Source organism: Pseudomonas sp. MWU12-2029 (assembly GCF_023242425.1).
GTDB classification, from domain to species: Bacteria; Pseudomonadota; Gammaproteobacteria; order Pseudomonadales; family Pseudomonadaceae; genus Aquipseudomonas; species Aquipseudomonas kribbensis.
In genome coordinates this window covers 252,599-273,289 of sequence record NZ_JALJDY010000004.1, presented here as the reverse complement: position 1 = coordinate 273,289, position 20,691 = coordinate 252,599, and the positions used below count along the sequence as shown (strand labels likewise).

17 protein-coding genes are annotated in these 20,691 nt (G+C 60.9%); 5 read left to right on the top strand and 12 right to left on the bottom strand.

All coding sequences use genetic code 11. The annotated features are described in order from the left end of the window. Positions 1-16: 16 nt before the first annotated feature. Entirely contained in the window at positions 17-760 is a 744-nt protein-coding gene (locus M5B44_RS11685; protein ID WP_248739240.1) for a phosphatase PAP2 family protein, read from the bottom strand. Between the two features lie 52 nt (positions 761-812). Next, positions 813-2,762, bottom strand: a complete 1,950-nt coding sequence (locus tag M5B44_RS11680) for an LTA synthase family protein (RefSeq protein WP_248739239.1) — start codon at positions 2,760-2,762, stop codon at positions 813-815. Positions 2,763-2,965: 203 nt separating this feature from the next. Here M5B44_RS11680 and colR point away from each other — a divergent pair, with 203 nt between their 5' ends. From colR to M5B44_RS11655, 5 genes are all read left to right on the top strand, one after another. Beyond that, positions 2,966-3,649, top strand: a complete 684-nt coding sequence (gene colR / locus M5B44_RS11675; protein ID WP_085709546.1) for a two-component system response regulator ColR — start codon at positions 2,966-2,968, stop codon at positions 3,647-3,649. Beyond that, entirely contained in the window at positions 3,639-4,949 is a 1,311-nt protein-coding gene (locus M5B44_RS11670) for a sensor histidine kinase (protein ID WP_248739238.1), read from the top strand. The genes colR and M5B44_RS11670 overlap by 11 nt, the downstream gene beginning before the upstream one ends. Before the next feature lie 124 nt (positions 4,950-5,073). Next, entirely contained in the window at positions 5,074-5,742 is a 669-nt protein-coding gene (locus M5B44_RS11665) for a class I SAM-dependent methyltransferase (protein ID WP_085709742.1), read from the top strand. Between the two features lie 4 nt (positions 5,743-5,746). Beyond that, positions 5,747-6,460, top strand: coding sequence for a lipopolysaccharide kinase InaA family protein (locus tag M5B44_RS11660; protein WP_119427800.1), 714 nt, complete (start codon positions 5,747-5,749; stop codon positions 6,458-6,460). Between the two features lie 2 nt (positions 6,461-6,462). Beyond that, positions 6,463-6,690 (top strand): hypothetical protein, encoded by a 228-nt coding sequence (locus M5B44_RS11655; RefSeq protein WP_114885184.1) that lies wholly within the window; start codon positions 6,463-6,465, stop codon positions 6,688-6,690. Positions 6,691-6,757: 67 nt separating this feature from the next. Here the strand turns inward: M5B44_RS11655 and M5B44_RS11650 are convergent, their stop codons facing one another. The 10 genes from M5B44_RS11650 to M5B44_RS11605 form a co-directional block, all read right to left on the bottom strand. After that, the gene (locus tag M5B44_RS11650; RefSeq protein WP_248739237.1) at positions 6,758-9,787 is read right to left on the bottom strand and encodes a multidrug efflux RND transporter permease subunit; all 3,030 of its coding nucleotides are present in this window, start codon (positions 9,785-9,787) and stop codon (positions 6,758-6,760) included. A 13-nt stretch (positions 9,788-9,800) separates the two neighbouring features. Continuing rightward, positions 9,801-10,949: an efflux RND transporter periplasmic adaptor subunit gene (locus tag M5B44_RS11645; protein WP_085730202.1), complete on the bottom strand. Its 1,149-nt coding sequence runs from the start codon at positions 10,947-10,949 to the stop codon at positions 9,801-9,803. Positions 10,950-11,095: 146 nt separating this feature from the next. After that, on the bottom strand, positions 11,096-12,196 hold the full coding sequence (locus tag M5B44_RS11640) for a DUF1513 domain-containing protein (RefSeq protein WP_248739236.1): 1,101 nt from the start codon (positions 12,194-12,196) through the stop codon (positions 11,096-11,098). A 14-nt stretch (positions 12,197-12,210) separates the two neighbouring features. Beyond that, positions 12,211-13,275, bottom strand: coding sequence for an imelysin family protein (locus M5B44_RS11635; RefSeq protein WP_248739235.1), 1,065 nt, complete (start codon positions 13,273-13,275; stop codon positions 12,211-12,213). Between the two features lie 26 nt (positions 13,276-13,301). Continuing rightward, the gene (locus tag M5B44_RS11630; protein WP_248739234.1) at positions 13,302-14,729 is read right to left on the bottom strand and encodes a di-heme oxidoredictase family protein; all 1,428 of its coding nucleotides are present in this window, start codon (positions 14,727-14,729) and stop codon (positions 13,302-13,304) included. A gap of 154 nt (positions 14,730-14,883) precedes the next feature. Next, positions 14,884-16,227, bottom strand: a complete 1,344-nt coding sequence (locus M5B44_RS11625; RefSeq protein WP_085709555.1) for an imelysin family protein — start codon at positions 16,225-16,227, stop codon at positions 14,884-14,886. A gap of 192 nt (positions 16,228-16,419) precedes the next feature. Beyond that, positions 16,420-18,471 carry a putative bifunctional diguanylate cyclase/phosphodiesterase gene (locus M5B44_RS11620; RefSeq protein ID WP_085709556.1) on the bottom strand — a complete coding sequence of 684 codons (2,052 nt, stop codon included), beginning with the start codon at positions 18,469-18,471 and terminating at the stop codon, positions 16,420-16,422. A 354-nt stretch (positions 18,472-18,825) separates the two neighbouring features. After that, positions 18,826-19,422 (bottom strand): superoxide dismutase, encoded by a 597-nt coding sequence (locus tag M5B44_RS11615; protein WP_016773431.1) that lies wholly within the window; start codon positions 19,420-19,422, stop codon positions 18,826-18,828. 176 nt (positions 19,423-19,598) lie between these two features. Further along, positions 19,599-20,201: a LysE/ArgO family amino acid transporter gene (locus M5B44_RS11610; RefSeq protein ID WP_085709557.1), complete on the bottom strand. Its 603-nt coding sequence runs from the start codon at positions 20,199-20,201 to the stop codon at positions 19,599-19,601. 5 nt (positions 20,202-20,206) lie between these two features. Further along, complete coding sequence (locus M5B44_RS11605; RefSeq protein ID WP_248739233.1) at positions 20,207-20,608, bottom strand: ACT domain-containing protein; 402 nt, start codon at positions 20,606-20,608, stop codon at positions 20,207-20,209. Positions 20,609-20,691 lie beyond the last annotated feature (83 nt).

The following is a 20,691-nucleotide window of genomic DNA, read 5'->3' as shown; positions in this document are numbered from 1 at the left end:
TCCGCAGTTTGAGTAATCAGGCGTTTACCGGTTGTGCCTTCATGACCGCTTCAGCTTTCACGGTCGGGCGATACAGCACCCAGTAATACGACCCCAGGCAGATCAGCCAGCAGAAAATCGCCGTCCACACGTTGTGCGAAAAGAAGTGCGCGCCCTGCATCATCCGGCTGATCGAGAACACCGAGCCCAGCGCAAAGGCAAAGATGAATGCCTGCCGCGCCAGTCGCGGGCGACGGTCACGCAGCACGAAGAACAGCGCAAACAGGGTGAACCCCGTTGCCGCATGACCACCGGGCCAGCAGCGGCCGGGCTTGTCGGTCGGCGGGCGGTGATCCAGCAGTTTGCTGTAGGTTTCATGGCCGCCGAACTGCTCGAGGCTCCACGGGCACTGCACGGCGGTGACGGCTTTCATCGGTGTCACGAAAGAGGTCGCCAGGCCCAGGGACAGCACCAGACAGCCCAGTTCACGCTTGCACGGTTTGATCCGGTCGATGAAAAACGCGCCGATGAAACCGATGACGGAAAACACCGAAAACGCGATCACCACCTGTTTGGCGCGGTCGTGAAGAATGTTTTCCAGGAAGTAACTGTGGCGCCCGATGAAGTCGCCGGCGGCGGGGTCGTAAAACATCCGGGCCAGGTTCATGTCCAGATCGGTCAGTTCGAGCAAGACCAGAATGGCGGCCGCGACGGCGGGAATCCCCAGGCACAGCCAGAAGTTCAGCGGGCGAGGGGCAGGGCGTACAACGCTTGATGACATGACGGGTCCAGAACGGGAAAACGCCCCGGAGCATCAGTCCGGGGCGCTTCGATTAACGATCGCTGACTTGCGCGGCACCCTCCTTGGGTGCTTTCCAGCCAAGCAGCTGTTGCTTGAAGCCATAACTGGCGGTTTGGTAATACGAGATGGCGCGGCTGACCAGCGGGTCGTCGCTGTTGACCCGGGACTCGCGGCTTTCGGTCAGTGCGTCGTCATGCCGACGCAGACCCTGGCGCGGGCTGAGGATCGCCAGATCCTTGCCGTCGAACAGTCCCAGATGCTGATAGTTGCCCACCACGACCCGAGGTGGCAGCGGGTTGTCCGCCAGCAGGTTGCGACCGAAGAACGTCGATTGGTAGTCCAGGTTCAGCAGCCCCAGCAGAGTCGGCGCGAGGTCGATCTGGCTGGCCAGTTGTGCGTTTTCCCGTGGCTCGATCAGCTTCGGTGCATAGATGAACAGCGGGATCTGGTAGTTGGTGATCGGCAGGTCTTCCTTGCCCGCGCTGCCGGCGGTGTGGTCGGCGACGAAGATGAAGATCGTGTTGTCGAACCACGGTTTCTGCCGCGCCTGCTCCAGGAACTGACCGATGGCGTAGTCGGTGTACTTCACCGCACCATCGCGCCCGTTGCCGGATTTGATGTCGATGCGGTTTTCCGGGTAGGTGTACGGGCGATGGTTTGAGGTGGTCATCAACTGCAACAGGAAAGGTTGCTGCTTGGCGTAGTCGGCGTCCGCCAGTTTCAGGGTCTGCTTGTACAGATCCTCGTCGGCCATGCCCCAGGCATTCTTGAAGTGGATTTCCGACTCGTCGACGCTGCTCTGGTCGACAACGCGATAGCCGTTGCCGCTGAAGAACGCGTTCATGTTGTCGAAGTAACCACGGCCACCGTAGACGAACACGCTGTCATAGCCGACCGCGCTCAATTGCTGGCCGAGGCTGGCAAAGCCGCTTTCGCGACCGATGCGCTTGACGATCGAACGGCCCGGCGTCGGTGGAATGGCCAAAGTGATGGCTTCCAGACCCCGGTCGGTGCGGGTGCCGGTGGCATAGAAATTGTTGAAGTACAGGCTCTGCTTGCGCAACGCGTCGAGGTTCGGCGTCAGGTTGCGGCCATCACCATTGCTGCCCAGGTATTTGGCGCTGAGGCTTTCGATGGTCACCAGCACGATGTTCGGCTTGCGGGTAACGCCCGGGTTGTCGATATCGCGACGGATGTCCTGTGGATCCTGACCGACGAAGCGGGCATTGGGCTCGTTCAGTTCGGCACGCATCTGACCGGCGACCTTGTCCGCTGGCAGGCTCTTGTAGAACTGGCTGTAGTCCAGCTCGTTGTTACGGAACGCGGCGAAGAACTGATACGGGCCGTTGCTCGCCAGTTCGTTCTGATAGGCATTGCCGCCCTGGGCGCGCGGGGAGTCCTGGCTGATCAGTTGCAGACTCAGACCCGCGACCACCAGCAAGACCAATGCATTGAACAGCCGCCCGCGCAATGGCGGCAGCGGGGCATCCAGCGCCGCGTTGAACGGTTTGCGCAGTGCGAAACTCAACGCGATGGCCAGCACCGCCAGGATGCTCAGCAACTTGCCGATCGGGTAGGACTCCAGCACGTTGTTCAGCACTTCGTCGGAATACACCAGATAATCGACGGCGATGAAATTGAAGCGCACCCCGAACTCATCCCAGAACAGCCACTCGGCCACCGCCGTGAACAGCATGGCGTACAGGCTGACGGTCAACAGTCCCTGCAGGAACCAGCGGTGACCGCGCCGCCGCCACAGGCCCGGCGGGCACAGCAGCAGATACAGGCCCATCGGCAAGGCTGCGTAGGCGAGAAAGCCCAGGTCGTAGACCAGGCCGACGCCGAACACGGACAGCGCACCGCCACCGGCCTCATCCATATGAGTCAGCAGCAATACGGTGCGGGTGAGGAGAAACACGACCAGCCAGGCGCCGGTGACCAACAACAGATAGCGCATAGGCGCTGTCTTGAAGAAACCCATTGTTTTCTTTTCCTTTTATCAATGGCGCGGGAGTTTCGCGGCGCCACTGTAGTCAGGTTGTGAATCGATAGTGAAAACTTTGTTAAAGATTTATTTCGTCCGGACAATTTCATCCGCCGGGGCACCAGCGCTGGCCCTGAGCCGAAACAGGCCTTAAGCTGCGCGGGCCATGACGGCCGTTACTGTGTACGGAAGAGGTGCCCATGCGAATTCTATTGGTCGAAGACAACCGCGATATCCTGGCCAACCTGGCCGATTACCTGGGCCTGAAGGGCTATACCGTCGATTGCGCCCAGGACGGTCTGTCGGGCCTGCATCTGGCAGCCACCGAGCACTATGACCTGATCGTGCTCGACATCATGCTGCCGGGCATCGACGGCTACACCCTGTGCAAACGCCTGCGTGAAGACGCCCGCCGCGACACGCCGGTGATCATGCTCACCGCCCGCGATCAGCTCGATGATCGTTTGCAGGGCTTCAAGTCCGGGGCTGACGATTACCTGGTCAAGCCTTTCGCGCTGTCGGAACTGGCTGCACGAATCGAAGCCGTGATGCGCCGCACCCAGGGCGGCGGTCGTCGCTCCTTGCAGGTCGGTGATCTGAGCTACGATCTCGACACACTGGAAGTGACCCGCGAAGGCAAGCTGCTCAAGCTCAACCCGGTGGGCCTGAAACTGCTCGCGGTACTGATGCAGAAGAGCCCGCATGTCCTGCGTCGGGAAATTCTCGAAGAAGCCCTGTGGGGCGACGATTGCCCGGACAGCGACAGCCTGCGCAGCCACGTCCACCAATTGCGTCAGGTGATCGACAAACCGTTCGCCAAACCACTGCTGCACACGGTGCACGGCGTGGGTTATCGCTTGGCCGAGGGCCGCGATGGAGTTTAAGCAGAGCCTTGCCCAGCGGATCATCATCGCCTTTGCGCTGATGAGCGCACTGGTGGCGGGGGCCTTCGCCATGGGCATTGTCGCGACCGTGCACCTGGTGGAAGAGAAACTGATTTCTGCCGGACTGGGCGGCGACCTGCAGCGTCTGTTGCTGATGGACAACGTTTCGGACTGGAGCCATCGGCCGGAGCCGGACCAGTTGTTCTATTTCAGCGGTGGTCCGGGGGACTTCGAGTTGCCCAAGGATCTGCGGCATCTGGATTCGGGTTTCCACGAAGTCTTCCGCGAACAGCTGTCCTATCACGCGATGGTCGAAATCGTCGACGGCCGGCGTTATGTGTTGCTGCAGGATCAAAGCGATTTCGAAGAGCGCGAGCGCGTACTGTTTGCCGTGGTGCTGGTGGGCTTCGTGCTCAGTCTGGCGCTGGCGGTTTTCCTTGGCTGGGTGCTGGCGCGCAAGGTGATGGCGCCGGTGGTCCGGCTGGCGCGTCAGGTACGTCATCGCGATCAGTTGCTGGGGTTGGCACCGCCGCTGGCGCCGGACTATGCCGCTGACGAAGTGGGTGAACTGGCGGTGGCCTTCGATGCGACGCTCGGGCGTTTGCGTCAGGCTTTGACTCGTGAGCGGTTGTTCACCAGTGACGTCAGCCACGAATTGCGCACACCGCTGATGGTTCTGGCCACCTCCTGTGAACTGCTGCTGGAAAACCCTGGCATCGATCAGCGCGGCCGCGCCCAGGTCGAGCGAATTGCTCGTGCCAGCGAAGAAATGCGTGAACTGGTGCAGACCTTCCTGATGCTGGCCCGTGCCCAGCGCGAAGATGCGGGGGCGGCGCCTCGGCACAGTCTGGGTCAGGTGGCGGACAATCTGCTGGGCGTGTGGCGCGAGCCGATCGAATCCAAAGGGTTGAAGCTGATTTTCGAGCCGGGCAACCCGCCGGACACCCGTTACAACGCCACACTGCTCAATGCCGTGATGGGTAACCTGCTGCGCAATGCCCTGCACTACACCGAGCAGGGTTTCATCCGGCTGACGCTCAACGACAACGGCTTCGTGGTCGAGGACTCGGGTGTAGGCATTCCCGAGGAAAAGCGCGAGGAAATGTTCAAACCGTTCGTGCGTGGCAATGAAAAACGCGGAGAAGGCCTTGGACTGGGGTTGTCATTGGTGCAGCGCATCTGTGAAAACCAGGGCTGGAGCGTGACTTTGAGTACGATGGATCCCAATGGCTGCCGTTTCGAGGTAGATCTGGGCAAACAAGAATCCCTCCCAAATGGCACAAAAAAGCTGCCAACCTGAACAAAACCTGTATAACCTTGAAATAGTTCGTGGGTTTACGCGACGTTTTTTTCACAAAGGGATGACCTGACGCTGACACGCCCCTGCATAAGGTGGGGATATCAGCAATTCAGGAGTCCCGATGATGGCCGGCCCGATAAAACTCGATTTTTCCGAGAAGTACGACGACAACCATGCGCAGAAGTATCTGCGCAAGCACCAGGATGGTCTGGGGCGTCGCCTGTCCAACTGGCGTGATCAGCAGTTGGCCCGCAAGGCGCTGACGCTGGTTGGCGAACCGGGTCTGGTGCTGGATCTGCCGTGCGGTGCCGGACGTTTCTGGCCGTTGCTGGCAGAAAAGCCCAATCGGGTAATCATCGGGGCAGACAATTCCGAGTCGATGATCAAGACGGCGATGCAGGCCCAGCCGGCGGATGTGGTGAAGCGGGTACAACCCTTGCACACCTCGGCGTTCGATATCGCGCTGCCTGACAACTCCGTGGACAGCATTTTCTGCATGCGTCTGCTGCATCACATCGGCGAGGCCGAGCATCGGCGGACGATTTTGCGCGAGTTCGAACGCGTTACCCGGGACAGTGTGATCGTTTCGTTGTGGGTAGACGGCAATTTCAAGGCCTGGAAACGCAAGCGTGCCGAGAAACGCCGCGGCCAGGAAGGTTATCAGAACCGGTTTGTGTTACCGGCCGCTACGGTCGAAAAGGAATTCGAAGAGGCAGGATTCAGGATCCAGGAACAACTGGACTTCATTCCGCTCTATGCCATGTGGCGAGTTTACGTATTACGCAAGAGGTAAGAGGATGGCAGTGCAATTTGCAGCAGAAACGGGAGTCGCTCCCCAGGATCGCTTTGACTACTACTGGAACCAGCGCGGTGAGTGGGTGGAAGAACCCAACGTGCGTCGTGGTGGCGAAAGTGGCGTACAGCGGGTGGTGGGGCGCGATGGTCAACTGCTGTATGCCAAACGCCAGACAGGACATATCTATCGCAGCTGGTTGCATCCGTTCGGGCGGCCGACCGTATTGCGTGAACTGGATGCACTGACCGGCGTAGCCAGACTTGGCGTCCGGGTGCCGGAAATCGTTTTTTGCGGGGCCCAGCCTGATCCGCAGCACAAGTGGCGGGCGTTGCTGGTCACCAAGTCACTGGACGGTTTCCAGGAACTTGAACAGTGGGAAGCGGCAGGTGGCCGCGAGCAGTACGGTGAAGCCGTGTATGAACGCGTGCTCAAGGACCTCGCCGAAAACCTGGCCCGCATGCACAAGGGCCGTTGGCAGCACAGCTGCATTTACATCAAGCACGTCTTTGTCCGCGTCACCGGCGAAGGCGACTCGGCCAAGGTCGAAGTGGCCCTGATCGATCTGGAAAAATGCCGTCAGCGCCTGACCGCTTACCGTGCGGCCTCCCATGACATGAAACAATTGCGCCGCCACTCGTCGTTCAGCCCTACGGACTGGAAAAAACTCGTCTATTTTTATGAGACGGCGTTTGGCAGCGCTATCAAGGGTTTATAGCGATGAAACTAGAAATTGCGCGAGGTTTGTTTCTGGTAGGAGCCTTGGCAGTTGCATCTTTGGCGGTGGCGGCCTGGGAACAGCCACGCATGCAAGTGATCGGGGCATCGAGCAGCGATGCCCATTGTCCGATGCCGCGGGTGGCGAAAGCCTCCGTGGCAACCAAACCCGACCATGATTTGCTGCTGTTCATGTTCGGGCTTTCTCAAGGGATGAGGCCGCAGAGTTGAATCGATTGAAGAGTGCCAAAGGCCTCGCAGATGCGAGGCCTTTTTTGTGCGCGTGTGAAAACGGCAGCTATGGGGCGGGATCGGGTTTGGCCAGCACGGTGTAGACACACGGCAGGACGAACAGCGTAAACAAGGTCCCGATCGACATCCCGGTGGCAATCACCGTGCCGATATCGAAACGGCTCACCGCACCCGCGCCACTGGCGATGATCAGCGGCACCATGCCGAACACCATGGCTGCGGTGGTCATCAGCACCGGCCGCAAGCGAATCGCCGCCGCCTCTTCAACGGCCTCGCGGGCCGTCAGGCCCTTTTCCTTGCGCAGTTGATTGGCAAATTCGACGATCAGGATTCCGTGTTTACTGATCAGGCCGATCAGTGTCACCAGCCCGACCTGGGTATAGATATTCATGCTCGACCAGCCGAGGAACAGCGGAATCAGCGCTCCGCAAATCGACAGCGGTACGGTCACCAGGATCACCAACGGGTCGCGGAAGCTTTCGAACTGCGCCGCCAGCACCAGGAAAATGATCGCCAGCGCCAGCGCGAAGGTGACCCACAGCGCACTGCCTTCCTGCACGAACTGCCGCGAGGCACCGCCGTAGTCGAAGGCAAAACCGGCAGGTGCTTCTTCCCGGGCGATCTGCACGACGCTGTCGATGGCCTCGCCCATGCTGACCAGCGGGAACCCGGACAGCTTCGCCGCGTTGAGTTGCTGGAACTGGTTGAGCTGTCGCGGGCGTGCCCGGTCGGTCACGGTGATCAGGGTCGAGAGTGGCAACAGCTCGCCCTGGGTGTTTTTCACGTAGTAGTTGTTCAGCCAGTCCGGGTTGTCGCGATAGGCCCGTTCAACCTGGGCGATCACCTTGTAGCTGCGACCTTCGATGGTGAACCGGTTGATCTCCGCCTCGCCGAGCAAAGTCGCGAGGGTACCGCCCAGATCCTGCATCGACACGCCCATCTGCGCCGCTTTCGCGCGGTCGATATCGACCACCACTTCCGGTTTGTCGAAGGCCAGGTCGAGGTCGACGAAGGCGAACTTGCCCGACTCCATCGCGCGCTTCTTGATCCGGTCAGCCACCTGCAGCAACAGCTCGTAGTCGTTGGCCGTGTTGATCACGAATTCGAACGGCAGGCCCTCGCCGGTGCCGGGCAGGGAGGGCAGGTTGAAGCCGAAGATCTGCAGACCCGGGATGCTGCCGAGCTTGCCCTGTACTTCGGGAAGAATCTGCATCTGTGTGCGGCTGCGCTCGTTCCATGGCTTGAGCAGGAAACCACCGATGCCGCTCTGCACACCGTTGTAGCCGTTGATCTGGAACGAGGAGTAGTACTCCGGGAATTCCTTGAAGATCTTCACGAATTCTTCGGTGTAGGTGTTCAGGTAATCGAGGTTGGTCGGTTGCGGCGCGTTGGCCATCATGAAAATGATGCCCTGGTCTTCGTCCGGCGCCAGTTCCGATTTGGTGAACTTGAGCAGCACCGGAATCAGGCACAGCACGATCACTGCGAACACCAGCACCACCGGCCGGGTGTTGAGCGTGCCGTGGAGCATGCTCTGGTAGCGTCGCTTGAGGTTATCGAAGATCCGGTCGAGTCGGTGGGCAAGTCCGCTGGGGTTCTCCTCGTGACGCAACAGCAGGGCGCACATCATCGGCGACAGCGTCAGGGCGACGATACCGGAAATCACCACGGCCCCGGCGAGTGTCAGCGCGAACTCCTTGAACAGCGCCCCGGTCAACCCGGTCAGAAAACCGATCGGCGCATACACCGCCGCCAGGGTGATGGTCATCGATACCACCGGCATCGCGATTTCCCGGGCTCCTTCGAGTGCGGCCTCCAGCGGGGTCTTGCCTTCCTCGATATGCCGGTGGATGTTTTCCACCACCACGATGGCATCGTCCACCACCAGACCGATGGCCAGCACCATCGCCAGCAGGGTCAGCAGGTTGATCGAGTAACCCATCATCTGCATGAAGAACATCACGCCGATCATCGACAGCGGAATGGTCACTACCGGGATCACCACCGAACGCAGGGCGCCGAGAAACAGGAACACCACGACGATCACGATCAGCACGGCTTCGAACAGGGTTTTCACCACTTCGTCGATGGAGGCCTGGATGAACAGCGTGGCGTCGTAGGCGATCTCGCTCTTGAGGTTGGGCGGCAACTGGGCTTCCAGCTCCGGCATGATCTTGCGTACTTCCTTGATCACGTCCAGCGGGTTGGCGCCGGGGGTTGCCTTGATCCCGATGTACACAGAGGGTGTGCCACCGAAGGAGCTGATGGAGTTGTAGTTCTCCGCGCCCATTTCCACCCGCGCCACATCGCTCAACAGTACGCGGCTGTCGCCGTTGACCTTGAGCGGAATCTTGCCGAAGGCTTCGGCAGACTTCAGTTCGGTGTTGGCGTTGATGCTGGTGACCACGTACTCGCCTTTCACCTCACCGGCAGCGGAGAGGAAGTTGTACTGGCGCACCGCGTTGGTCACGTCGCTGGCGCTGAGGCCGAAACCGGCGAGCTTCACCGGGTCGATCCACAGGCGCATGGCGAACACCTGGTTACCCAGAATTTCGGCTTCGGCCATGCCTGGCAGTGTCGCCAGTTTTGGCTGGATCACCCGCGACAGGTAGTCAGTGATCTGCGGGTTGCTCAATTCCTTGCTGAAGAAACTGATGTACATCAGCGCCGAGGCATCGGCGGATTCCTTGCTCAGCACCGGGTCTTCGGCATCCTGCGGCAGCTTGTTCTTCACCTCGTTGGCCTTGGCCAGCAGTTCGGTGAACAGTCGGTCGCTGTTGGAGCCGATGCGTGCGTAGATCGAAATCACCGAGAAGTTCTGGCGACTGACCGAGGTCATGTAGTCGATGCCTTCGGCGCTCGCCAGGCTCTGTTGCATCGGCTGGGTGATGTAGCCCTGGATGGTTTCGGCGTTGGCCCCGGGATAGGCGGTAGTCACCGTGATCAGGGCGTTTTCCATCTGCGGATACTGGCGCAACGGCAGCTTGCTCCAGGCCTGGAAGCCCAGCAGCACAATCAGCAGGCTGACCACGGTGGCGAGCACCGGGCGGCGAATGAACGGATCGGTAAAGGCCATGAGGATTCCTTGATCAGTCGGCGCGACGCGGACTGTTCTGCTCGCCGAGGGTCTTGTCTTCGCTGATGGCGATGTGGGCGCCGTTGTCCAGTTTGATCTGGCCGGCCGTCACCACTTGCTCGCCACTCTGCACGCCCTTGTTGATCATCACCAGGCCCTCGCGACGCTCACCGGTTTCAATGAAACGGCGCTCGGCGATCAGCACCGGCTGGCCCTTGTCGTCTTTTTCGACGCTGCCGTCCTCGGCCTTTTTCTGCCCGACCACGTAAATCGAGTTGCCGTACAGGGTGTAGGTGATCGCGCTTTCCGGCACGACGATGTGTTTCTGCGGATCCGGCAGCAGCACTTCAAGGCTGGCGAACATGCCCGGCAGCAACTTGCCATCCGGATTGGCCAGCGTCGCGCGAACCAGAATGTTGCGGGTGGTGCTTTCGACAATCGGGTTGATTGCGCTGATGGCGCCGGGAAAATTCTGGCCGGGATACGCGGCTACCGAAATCTGTACCGGTTGGCCGATGGCCAGTTTCGGCACTGATTGTTCGGGCACATAGAAGTCGGCGTAGAGGCTGCTCAGATCCTGCAGGGTGGCGATTTTCGTGCCGCTGGCGAGGTAGTCGCCGACGTCCACCTGACGAATGCCGATGGTGCCGCTGAACGGTGCGACGATGCGTTTTTTCGCCAGCGACGCATTGAGCTGATTGACCGTGGCCCGGTTCTTCTGCAGCACCGCCGAGAGTCGGTCGAATTCGCCCTTGGAGATGGCGCTGCTGCCCACCAGCTGGCTGCCGCGACCGAAGTCCAGTTGCGCCAGTCCGAGGTCGGCCTTGGCGGTTTCCAGCAAGGCGGATTCGACGGCGCTGTCGAGTTGCAGCAGCGGTTGCCCGGCCTTGACCTTCTGGCCTGATTCGAACTTCAGCTCGGTCACGGTGCCGGCCACTTCCAGGCTCAGCTCGACACCTTGCAGTGCCTTTAGCGTGCCGACGGTGGGCAGGCGCATCTGCCACGGGCGCTCGGCGGCTGTGGCCACGGCGACGCTGATCGGCGGTTTCGGTTTGGCAAAGCCCTGGATCATGGTGTAGATCGAGAAGGCCTTGTAACCGGCGAGAAGCAGAACGATCAGCAGTACAACACCCAACATGATCAGCATGCGGCGACGCAGCATATTCCAGTTCCTTGGAGAAAATCAGGCGAGACAGGCGGGAACATTACCCCGACTCCGGCAGGGATTCCAACTGCCAGTTTTTACAGGGTAGGAGGGGATGAGGTGGAGGAGGGGAGCGCCGCCGACCGAACGGCCGGCGGCGGTTTTCAGGCCATCAGGTGCAGATGGTTGTCCCAGAGCCCTGCGGGCAGATCCAGCGGTTTGGCCAGCAGTTCATCCTGGCGACAATCGTAGTAGCGGCAACGTCCTTGCCCCGACGTCACGACAAATCCGTCCTTCACCGCACCGACGCCGGCGCAGTCGGGCAACGGTGCATCGAGGCGCACTTCGCCGCTGTCCAGATCCCAGATGAAGAAGCGGTTGCCACGCGGTGCGGTCAGTGCCACCAGACGCAGTTCGCTGTGCACGGCGACGCTGGCGGTGTAGTGCCCCATCGACTGCAACTGATGCTCCGGCACCGGGAACGCCACGAACGGCTGGCCCGGACGCTTGATCGCCAGCAGCTCGGAACGCTCCTGGGAAGGTCCCATGAATTGCTGGCCGGCAACGATGGTGCCATCGCTGGCGATGCCCAGGTGCCGCACGCTGTTCATCTGCTGGGCGAGGGTTTCCTTGCTCAACAGGGTGCCGTCGCGTTGCATCAGCACCAGGCTTGGCTCCATGGCGTCGAGGTTCATGTCGACCCGGCTTTCGGCCTCGGTGCGGATTCCGCCGTTGGCCACCACGAGGGTTTCGCCGTCGGGCATCCACGACACCTGATGTGGACCGAGACCATGGGTGGAAATCTCGTCGCTGTGCACCAGCCGTTCACCCTCGAACTTGTACACCCCGAGCAAGCCACGTCCCGGATCGGTGGTGTCGTTCTCGGTGGCGTACAGGTAGTCGCCGCTGTGGTGGATCACCGCGTGGCCGTAGAAATGCCGGTTCGGCTGCGATGTCACGGTCTGCAGCAATGCACCGTCGCGCAGGTCGATCAGGTAGCTCTCGGTACCCGGACGCCGGGCGACGAACAGCGCGATCGGCAGCGTCGGATGATTGATGATGTCGTGGCAGCGCTGGCCGACTTCGGTGGCGAACACCCGGGTGCCGTCCAGCCGATAACCGACGGCATAGTGCTTGCCGTCGGTGTCGTCCCGCGCCGACAGCAGCAGCGGGCTCTGATCCTTGCGCTTGAACAGCGTCCAGCCGCCCAGTGTCACTGCTCCCAGCAGCAAACTACCTAAAGTCAGAGCCTGGCGTCGCAGCATGGCAGATGCCCTCATCAGTCACCGTCGTTGGCGTTGAAGCCCAGTTGGATGCCCAGCGCCTTGGCCAGTTCGCCTTCGTGCAGGCGATGGACGACGTTGAGGCTGTCGTAGATGTCGTTGAGCTGCTGGCGACCGGCGTCGTCTTCGAGCATTTCGGTCAGCGAGCGCTGAGTGCTGCCGAACAGTTTGAGCGAGGCTGCGTACGCCGCATCGATCTTGTCCGCCAACGGTTTCTGCTCGGCCGGCAGCAAACCACGCAGGCCTTTGTTGTCGACGCCTTCCCACACGGTCTTGGCGGCGGCGAGGCTGGCTTCCATCGCCGTCAGCGACGACTGGCTGCGCCATGCATCGGCCTGGAACGGTTGCGGCACGCCTTTGCTCTGGCGGCCCATCGGGGTGCCGAGTTTTTTCTTCAGGGTGTCGAGGGCGGTGACCTGTACCCGCAGCAGATCGGCGATCGCTTCGTGGGAATCGGCGTAGCGCTGGTTGGGGAACTTGCTCATCTGCGCGAGCATGCCGTCGGTGTTGTTCCAGTTGCTCAGAATCTCTTCGGCCAGTTGTTTCTGGCGCTCGCCGATGGCCACCAGCAACGGGCAGTATTTGGCTTTCTGTTCGTCGTTGGCCACGTCAGGCTTGGCGTCGAACAGGATGTATTCGTAGGCCGACAGGCCTTGCACCACAACACTGGACTTGGCCAGGGCGGCGGCATCGATCTGCGGTTGGGCAGTGACCAGTTGCTCGACCTGACGGCCGACGAGGTTTTTCTTGTCCGGCCAGAACTGCACCTGCCACGAGCGGTTGCCCTCGGACAGCGGGCCGATCAGCAGCGGTTGCAGCTCGGCCCAGGCTTTCTGTGCGTGCAGGAAGTCGGCGCGGGCGGTCTCCAGGTTTTCCTTGCCCTGGCAGTAGGCGAGGGCGCTGACGGCCAGTTGCCGGTCAGCTTCAACCCAGCTGGTGTAGGTCGGCAGGATCACCGATTTGGCGATGGCGGCCGAGGTGACGGCTTGCGGATCCTGCGGTGAGCAGGCGCCGAGGGCCAGTGCGGCAAGGCTGGTGAACAACAGCTTGGGACGGAACATGTCGGGCTCCCGATTCTTTTAAGTGTTTAAAGTGAATTCAAGAACGCCAGCAGCGCGGCACGCTGCTCGGCATTGAAAGACAAAACCTGTTGCTGCGCCGCCCGGGCTTCGCCGCCATGCCAGAGCACGGCTTCGAGCAGGTTGCGGGCGCGGCCGTCGTGCAGAAACTGAGTGTGACCGCTGACTGCCTGCGTCAGACCAATGCCCCATAGGGGTGGGGTGCGCCAGTCGCGGCCGCTGGCCTGGAATTCGCTGCGGTTGTCAGCCAGGCCTTCGCCCATGTCATGCAGCAGCAGATCGCTGTACGGGCGAATCACTTGATTGGCCAGTTCAGGTTCGGCCGCGTTGGCGGCGGTGGTGTATTTCGGCGTGTGACAGGACTGGCACCCCGCCTGGAAAAACAGGTTCTTGCCGGCCAGCACCTGAGCATCGTTGACGCCACGGCGTGCGGGAACGGCGAGGTTGCGGGTGTAGAACAGCACCAGGCGCAGGATGTTGTCGCTGACTTCAGGTTCGCCGTCCGGGCCATTGCCATTGGGCGCCTGTTTGCAGGCGATTTGCGCGTCGGTGCAGTCATCAAACGGTCTCAGGCTCGTGGTGAGGCCCATATCACCAGAAAACGCGTGAACATTTTGTTGATTGAGGTTCGGTTGTCCGGCTTTCCAGCCAAATCGGCCCATCACGGTCTTTTGCTGCGCATCGTCCCAGACCCGGTTGGGCCGGCCGTTGATGCCGTTGTTCTCGTTGGCCTGCGCGACAGCGTTGGCGAGGATGGCTTCTTCGGGGATCGCTTCGAGCAGACCCAGGCCAATCATCGGCGGAGCAACCCGTGCGGAGAAACGAGTGTCCGGGTGCATCGGGCCGTAGCCAAGCTGAGAGAACTGCAACACCGGTTTGCGCAGTTCGACTTCGGTGCCGTCCTTGAAACGCACCGGTACTGGCGTGTAATCGACCCGCACTTTGCCTTCCGGCGCGACGCCAGGCACGGCCATGTCCTGGAACTGTCCGCCATAGACAGGCTCCGGCACCACACCGACCTGCTCGATCAATCTGGCGTATTGCGGCGCATCGGGAATCGACAGACGCACCAGCATCGATACGGCGTTTGGGGCATCCGGGGGCGGCGGATGGCCGCGACCGTCCTTGATGTGGCAACCCTGGCAGGCGTTGGTGTTGAACAACGGGCCGAGGCCATCGCGGGCGGTGGTGGTCGACGGTGCGATCACCCAGGGGCTGCGAAAGAAACTGTTGCCGACGCTGAAGTCCACCCGACGCGAAGGAGGCAGGTTGGCCGAGGGCAGGGAAAATGAATTCTGATCGGTCTTGCGCACGGTCGTGGCACCGCCGGAGCGGGCTTCGCCGGGCTCGGCCTTGGTGAAACGCGGGGCGTCATCGCAGGCACTCAGGCCCAGGGCCAGAAACAGTGCGGACAAGGGAAGAGGCAACGACGGCATCAGACTTCCTGCGGACGGGCAAAAATAAAGGCGCAAAGTCTAACAGGGCGAGGGGGTTTGAATAAGAGGAATTATCGTTTGCTTGATACAAGTCAGGCCGGCCGAAACGAACAAGGCGACCCGAAGGTCGCCTTGTTCAGTCAGACACTGTCGATCAGAACTCGTGATCGGCGTTGTCCGGGTTCAGGTCGCTGATGCCCAGTTTGCCGGCAGCCGCTTCGATCGAACCGGTCTGCTTGACCAGCGAAGCGATGGCGTCACGGACGATCTGGTTACCGGCGGTGTTGCCGGCGGCGATCAACTGGTCGTAGTGCTCACCCTTGTTGGCGTGATCGACCATGACCTGGATCTTGGCTTCGGTAGCGGCCAGATCGTTTTTCAGGGCGGTGTCGGCAGCCGGGTCAACCTTGGCCACCAGCGACGACAGGCTGGCGCCGGTCATTTTGGTGCCGTCGACGCGGGTGTACTCGCCCAGGTAGACGTTACGAATGCCTTTGGCATCGTAGAAGTGCGAGTTGTGAGTGTTGTCGCTGAAGCAGTCCTGTTCGTCTTCCGGGGAGTTCGCTTCCAGGGACACTTTCATGCGCTCGCCGGCCAGCTCGCCCAGGGACAGGCTGCCCATGCCGAACAGCATCTTGCGCAGGCCGCTTTCAGCCGGTTCGGCTTCCAGGGTGGCGCGGTAGTTGTCGGCCACGTTCGGCTTCCAGTTGCCGACCATTTCTTCCAGGTCGCTGACCAGCAGTTGGGTCACGGCTTTCAGGTAGGCACGACGACGATCGTTGTGGCCGCCGGTAGCGCCGGCGCCTTCCAGGTAGTCCGACGCCGGACGGTTGCCGGCGCCAGGGCCGGTGCCGTTCAGGTCCTGGCCCCAGAGCAGGAATTCGATGGCGTGGTAGCCGGTGGCAACGTTGGCTTCGGAACCGCCCAGTTCGTTCAGGCTGGCGAGTTTTTCCGGAGTGATGTCCTTGACGTCGACCTTGTCTTCGCCGACCTGTACTTCGGTGTTGGCGATGATGTTGGCGGTGGCGCCCGGGTTGCCCAGTGCGTGCTCGTAGGATTTGTCGACGTAGTCGATCAGGCCTTCGTCCAGCGGCCAGGAGTTAACCTGACCTTCCCAGTCGTCGATGATGGTGTTGCCGAAGCGGAACACTTCGCTCTGCAGGTAAGGAACGCGGGCGGCGATCCAGGCTTCACGGGCGGCCTTCAGTGTCTCGGCATTCGGCTTGGCAAGGAAAGCGTCGATAGTGGTCTGCAGGGTTTTCGCGGTGGATTCGGCATCGCTGTAAACGGCGAAGACCATGTCGGCGTAGTGCGCGACCACAGCCTTGGCAGCGGCTTCGTCGACTTTACCGGCAGCGGCAGGCGTCGCCGGTGCGGCGGTGCTGGCGGCTGGCGTCGGCGCAGCTGGAGCGGCGGCCTTGTCTTTACCTTCGCCGCAACCGGCGAGGGAAATGGCGATGGCCAGCAGACTGGCGGTAGCCAGAGGCATACGAATCATGGCGAACATCCTGCTTCGGTAATTGAGTGGACAGGCGCGGGGGTGCGCAAAAGCTGCGACATAATGCAAATCTTTCGCATTATGTGTAAAGGGTTGTAGCTGGAAATATTTCCTGTTTGCGCAGGGGTTGCGCTGGATCAACGGCGCGGATTCTTCCCGGTATCGGTGGCGGGGAGTCCTGTGCCGGAAGTTTCAGAGAATCGCGGCGTTGCTGCGTTGCGCCTGCTTGAGATACACGCTCAGTTCCCGCGCCGGCAGCGGCTTGCTGTAGTGATAGCCCTGACCTTCGTGGCAGCCTTCGGAGATGATGTAGGTCTCCTGTTCGGCAGTTTCCACACCTTCGGCGATCACCTGCATGCCCAGGCTCTTGCCCAGTTGAATGATGGCGCGAACGATGGTCGCGTCATCGTCGTCATCCAGCAGGTCCTGGACGAAGCTCTTGTCGATCTTGATCTTGTCCAGCGGCAGACTCTTGAGATAACTCAGCGAGGAGTAGCCGGTTCCGAAGTCGTCGATGGCGATCAGTGCGCCGGAGCGGCGCAGGCTCAGCAAGTGCTGGGCGGCGGTGCTGATGTCTTCCATCAGGCCGGTTTCGGTGACTTCCAGTTCCAGGCTGCGCGGTGGCAGGCGGTACATCTGCAACAGGTTGTTGACCACTCTCGGCAGCTCGGCGTGGTGCAGTTGTACGGTGGACAGGTTGACTGCCATGCGCAGGTCGACGAAACCCTGATCGTGCCATTCGCGCAGTTGCTTGCACGCCTGATCCAGCACCCATTCGCCGATGGCGATGATCGTGCCGTTCTGTTCAGCCAGCGGAATGAACAGGTCCGGCGGCACCAGACCATGTTCCGGGTGTTGCCAGCGAATCAGCGCCTCGACACCGACCACACGGTGATCGCGGTAGCTGATCTGTGGTTGATAGACGAGGTAGAACTGATCCCGCAGCAGGGCATCGCGCAGGTCTTTTTCCAGTTCGCGACGGCGGCGCATCTCGCTGTCGACGCTGGCGATATAGAACTGATAGCGGTTGCGCGAGCGGGTCTTGGCCAGGGTCATGGTCTGCTCGGCTTTCTGCAACAGCTTCTCGGTGCTGTCGCCATCCTCCGGGAACAGGGTGATGCCGATGGTGGCGCGCAGGCGGATTTCCTGATGATCCAGGGCGAACGGAGCTTCCAGGTCGTCGAGGATGCTTTGCGCCAGTTCCGCTGCTTCGTAAGGCTGCTCAATGTCGGCCTGCACCAGGGCGAACTGGTCGCCACCCAGGCGGGCGAGGGCGCCGAGGCGTCCGCTGTGGGCACGCAGTCGATCCGCCAGGGCCAGCAGCAACTGGTCGCCGGTCTGGTAGCTGAACTGTTCGTTGATGCCTTTGAAATCATCCAGCCCGACGCACAACACCGCGACCCGGCGCTGCAGCTTGCCGGCGTCCACCAGAATCTTGTCCAGTTGCTGCTGCAACTGCTGGCGGTTCGGCAGACCGGTGAGAAAGTCGTACTGGGCCATGCGCAGCAGGCTGTTTTCCGCTTCGTGGCGCAGATGGGTGTTGCGTTCGATGGATTCGAGCAACTGGTTGGCGGTGTTGATCCAGATCCCGAGCTCGTTCTTCTCGTGACCCTTGAGCTGCGGAATCTTGTGTTCGCTGGGGCGGTCCGGGTTGATTTCGGTGAGGTGTTCGATGATCCGCGACAGGGGTTTGGTCAGCAGCCAGTGATAGACCAGATACAACACAAGGCCCATGGCGAGGGCGCGCAGTACGCCGGAAATGAAGATGATCACCGAGCTGACAATGAAACCCTGGCCGTAGGTGGCGGTGTCGAGGGTGATGCTCAGGTCGCCGTAATATTCGCTGTAGGGACCGCGCCCCACCAGTTGGGTGGTGAAGGTGCGTTCCTGGCCGAGGATCAGGTCGGTCAGCCAGCGGCTGCTGGATTGCTGCAATTCACGGGATTTCTGCGCGAGCATCGCTTCGTTGGGATGCCCGATGGAGGCCTGGCGCACGGCGTCGTCCTGGAACAGGCCTTCGATTACCTGCATGCCCATTTCCCGGTCCAGGCTGTAGACCGCCTGGGTCGAGGGATCGCGGAACATGTCGAGGATGCGTTCGGCATCGCCGGCGACGGCCTGACGGGTTTTATAGGCATCGAAGACAATCTGCGCGCAGCTCAAGACCACGCCGACGATCAATGCCGACAGGAGCACGACCCGGAGCAACTTCACCGACAAGCTGTTCTTGAGTTCCAGCTTCAAAGGGTTATTCCTTGTTCCGTGCGGGTAGCGTCAAGTTGCCATGAGTATTGGCAATCCCGTGTTGGCAGTCAAAGGGACAATCGAACCGCGGAAAGTTTGTCCGTGGCCTTGGCCGAAATGCGGCTGCCTGGAGTATTGGCCCTGATTGTACTGTGTCGGTAGTTTTGCTCTCCAACTTGAGGGGCGTCGGACAATTTTTCCTCTGTTTGATGTTAGTCCGCTGTGGCTTGGGAGCAAGGGGGCAAGGGCTGCTTTGCGTGTGGGAAATGGCCTTGTTTGTGACGGGATTCGCCGACCTGATTGCACAGATATAAAAAAACCCGGCAATAGCCGGGTTTTTGTCTGGCGCGCAGCTTAAGCGGTGAAGGTCTTGCCTTCGAACTGCTCGGCCACGAACTTCCAGTTGACCAGGTTCCAGAACGCCTCGACGTACTTTGGACGCAGGTTACGGTAGTCGATGTAGTAAGCGTGTTCCCAGACGTCGCAGGTCAGCAGCGGGGTGTCGCCGCTGGTCAGCGGGTTGCCGGCGCCGATGGTGCTGGCCAGGGCCAGGGAACCGTCAGCCTTTTTCACCAGCCAGCCCCAGCCGGAACCGAAGGTGCCGATCGAGGTTTTGCTGAACTCTTCCTTGAACTTGTCGAACGAACCGAAAGCCGCGTTGATGGCATCAGCCAGTGCGCCGGTTGGTTGACCGCCGGCGTTTGGCGCCAGGCAGTTCCAGTAGAAGGTGTGGTTCCAGACCTGAGCGGCGTTGTTGAAGATGCCGCCCGAGGAAGTCTTGACGATCTCTTCCAGGGTCTTGCCTTCGAACTCGGTGCCTGGCACCAGGTTGTTCAGGTTCACGACGTAGGTGTTGTGGTGCTTGTCGTGGTGGAATTCCAGGGTTTCCTTGGAAATGTGCGGCTGCAGGGCATCGTGTGCGTAAGGCAGCGGCGGCAATTCGAAAGCCATGATGATTCTCCTAATCAGGTCTGTTGCGGTGAGCGCAAGGCCGATCACGGGCGGCCAGAAATGCACCGGCGAGTTTTTACTCTTTGCGGCGCAGGGTTCGGATCATAGCACCGGGGGTGCGGCATAACCACGCAACAACTGTGTGGGATAGAGGTTCCAGAGCCTTTTGGAATAAATCACGAAGCCAATATCAATTGCCCGGCTACCGTGAACATCATCACCGCCACCAACAGATCGAGAATTCGCCAGGTCCCCGGCCGCGCCAGCCACGGTGCCAGCCATGCCGCGCCGAACGCCAGAGTGAAAAACCACAGCAGCGAAGCACTCGCCGCGCCCACTACATAGGCGCCCGGCACCGACTGTTGCGCACCGAGGGAGCCGATCAGCAGCACGGTGTCCAGATAGACGTGCGGGTTGAGCAGGGTCACCGCCAATGCGCTGAGCATCACCGCCCGCAATGAACGCACGGTTTGATTCTCACCCTGTTGCAGACTCTGTTTCGAGAACGCCCGGCGCAACGCCTGGCTGCCGTACCAGATCAGGAACACCGCACCGCCCCAACGGGCGACTGCCAACAGCGTCGGGTTCTGCGCCAGCACCGTGGCCAGACCGAAGACGCCTGCCGCCACAAGTAGCGCATCGCAGGCGACGCACAGCGCGGCGACCGGCAGGTGGTGTTCACGACGCAGGCTCTGGGCCAGGACAAAAGCATTCTGGGTGCCGATCGCCATGATCAGCCCGAACGCCACCAGCAAACCGTTGGTATAGCTTTGCCACATGACAATTACTCCGCGTTGGCTGCGAGATCGCGCAGCACTTGCATGGCGCGTTCGGCGTCGGCCTGACCGACGAACAAATGGTCGTGGTAATAACCGGCAATCACGTTGCAGCTGATGCCGGCCTTGCCCAGTGCGGTGGCGAATGCGGCGGTCAGGCCGACGGCTTCCAGCGCCGAATGCACGTTCAACGTGATCCAGGCCGCGACGTAGTCGAAGCTGAAACCGGCGCGTTCGGCGTGGGAGCGTTCCAGTATCACCGTCAGGCCTTCCTGTTCACGGAAACTTCCGACAATTTCCAGGCCGCTCGGCAACTGCCCGTCGCGCAAGGTGCAGAACACATATTCGCCGGCATTGAGCTGCGGGCTCATGCTGCGCAGCAGGGTGGACAACGAGGTTTCGCCAGCCATGGGGAAGGTCCTTGATAAAGAGTGCTTGCTGGCTATTCTCCGGGCAGACGCTGTATAAGAAAAAACAATAGTGCTGATCGCTC

Excerpts from the sequence above, each read along its gene's own strand:
- M5B44_RS11645 (WP_085730202.1), bottom strand. The coding sequence starts at position 10,949 with ATGCTGCGTCGCCGCATGCTGATCATGTTGGGTGTTGTACTGCTGATC.
- M5B44_RS11615 (WP_016773431.1), bottom strand. The coding sequence starts at position 19,422 with ATGGCTTTCGAATTGCCGCCGCTGCCTTACGCACACGATGCCCTGCAG.
- M5B44_RS11685 (WP_248739240.1), bottom strand. The coding sequence starts at position 760 with ATGTCATCAAGCGTTGTACGCCCTGCCCCTCGCCCGCTGAACTTCTGG.
- M5B44_RS11635 (WP_248739235.1), bottom strand. The coding sequence starts at position 13,275 with ATGTTCCGTCCCAAGCTGTTGTTCACCAGCCTTGCCGCACTGGCCCTC.
- M5B44_RS11670 (WP_248739238.1), top strand. The coding sequence starts at position 3,639 with ATGGAGTTTAAGCAGAGCCTTGCCCAGCGGATCATCATCGCCTTTGCG.
- M5B44_RS11650 (WP_248739237.1), bottom strand. The coding sequence starts at position 9,787 with ATGGCCTTTACCGATCCGTTCATTCGCCGCCCGGTGCTCGCCACCGTG.
- M5B44_RS11680 (WP_248739239.1), bottom strand. The coding sequence starts at position 2,762 with ATGGGTTTCTTCAAGACAGCGCCTATGCGCTATCTGTTGTTGGTCACC.
- M5B44_RS11630 (WP_248739234.1), bottom strand. The coding sequence starts at position 14,729 with ATGCCGTCGTTGCCTCTTCCCTTGTCCGCACTGTTTCTGGCCCTGGGC.
- M5B44_RS11655 (WP_114885184.1), top strand. The coding sequence starts at position 6,463 with ATGAAACTAGAAATTGCGCGAGGTTTGTTTCTGGTAGGAGCCTTGGCA.
- M5B44_RS11640 (WP_248739236.1), bottom strand. The coding sequence starts at position 12,196 with ATGCTGCGACGCCAGGCTCTGACTTTAGGTAGTTTGCTGCTGGGAGCA.
- M5B44_RS11605 (WP_248739233.1), bottom strand. The coding sequence starts at position 20,608 with ATGGCTGGCGAAACCTCGTTGTCCACCCTGCTGCGCAGCATGAGCCCG.
- M5B44_RS11665 (WP_085709742.1), top strand. The coding sequence starts at position 5,074 with ATGGCCGGCCCGATAAAACTCGATTTTTCCGAGAAGTACGACGACAAC.
- M5B44_RS11660 (WP_119427800.1), top strand. The coding sequence starts at position 5,747 with ATGGCAGTGCAATTTGCAGCAGAAACGGGAGTCGCTCCCCAGGATCGC.
- M5B44_RS11610 (WP_085709557.1), bottom strand. The coding sequence starts at position 20,201 with ATGTGGCAAAGCTATACCAACGGTTTGCTGGTGGCGTTCGGGCTGATC.
- colR (WP_085709546.1), top strand. The coding sequence starts at position 2,966 with ATGCGAATTCTATTGGTCGAAGACAACCGCGATATCCTGGCCAACCTG.
- M5B44_RS11625 (WP_085709555.1), bottom strand. The coding sequence starts at position 16,227 with ATGATTCGTATGCCTCTGGCTACCGCCAGTCTGCTGGCCATCGCCATT.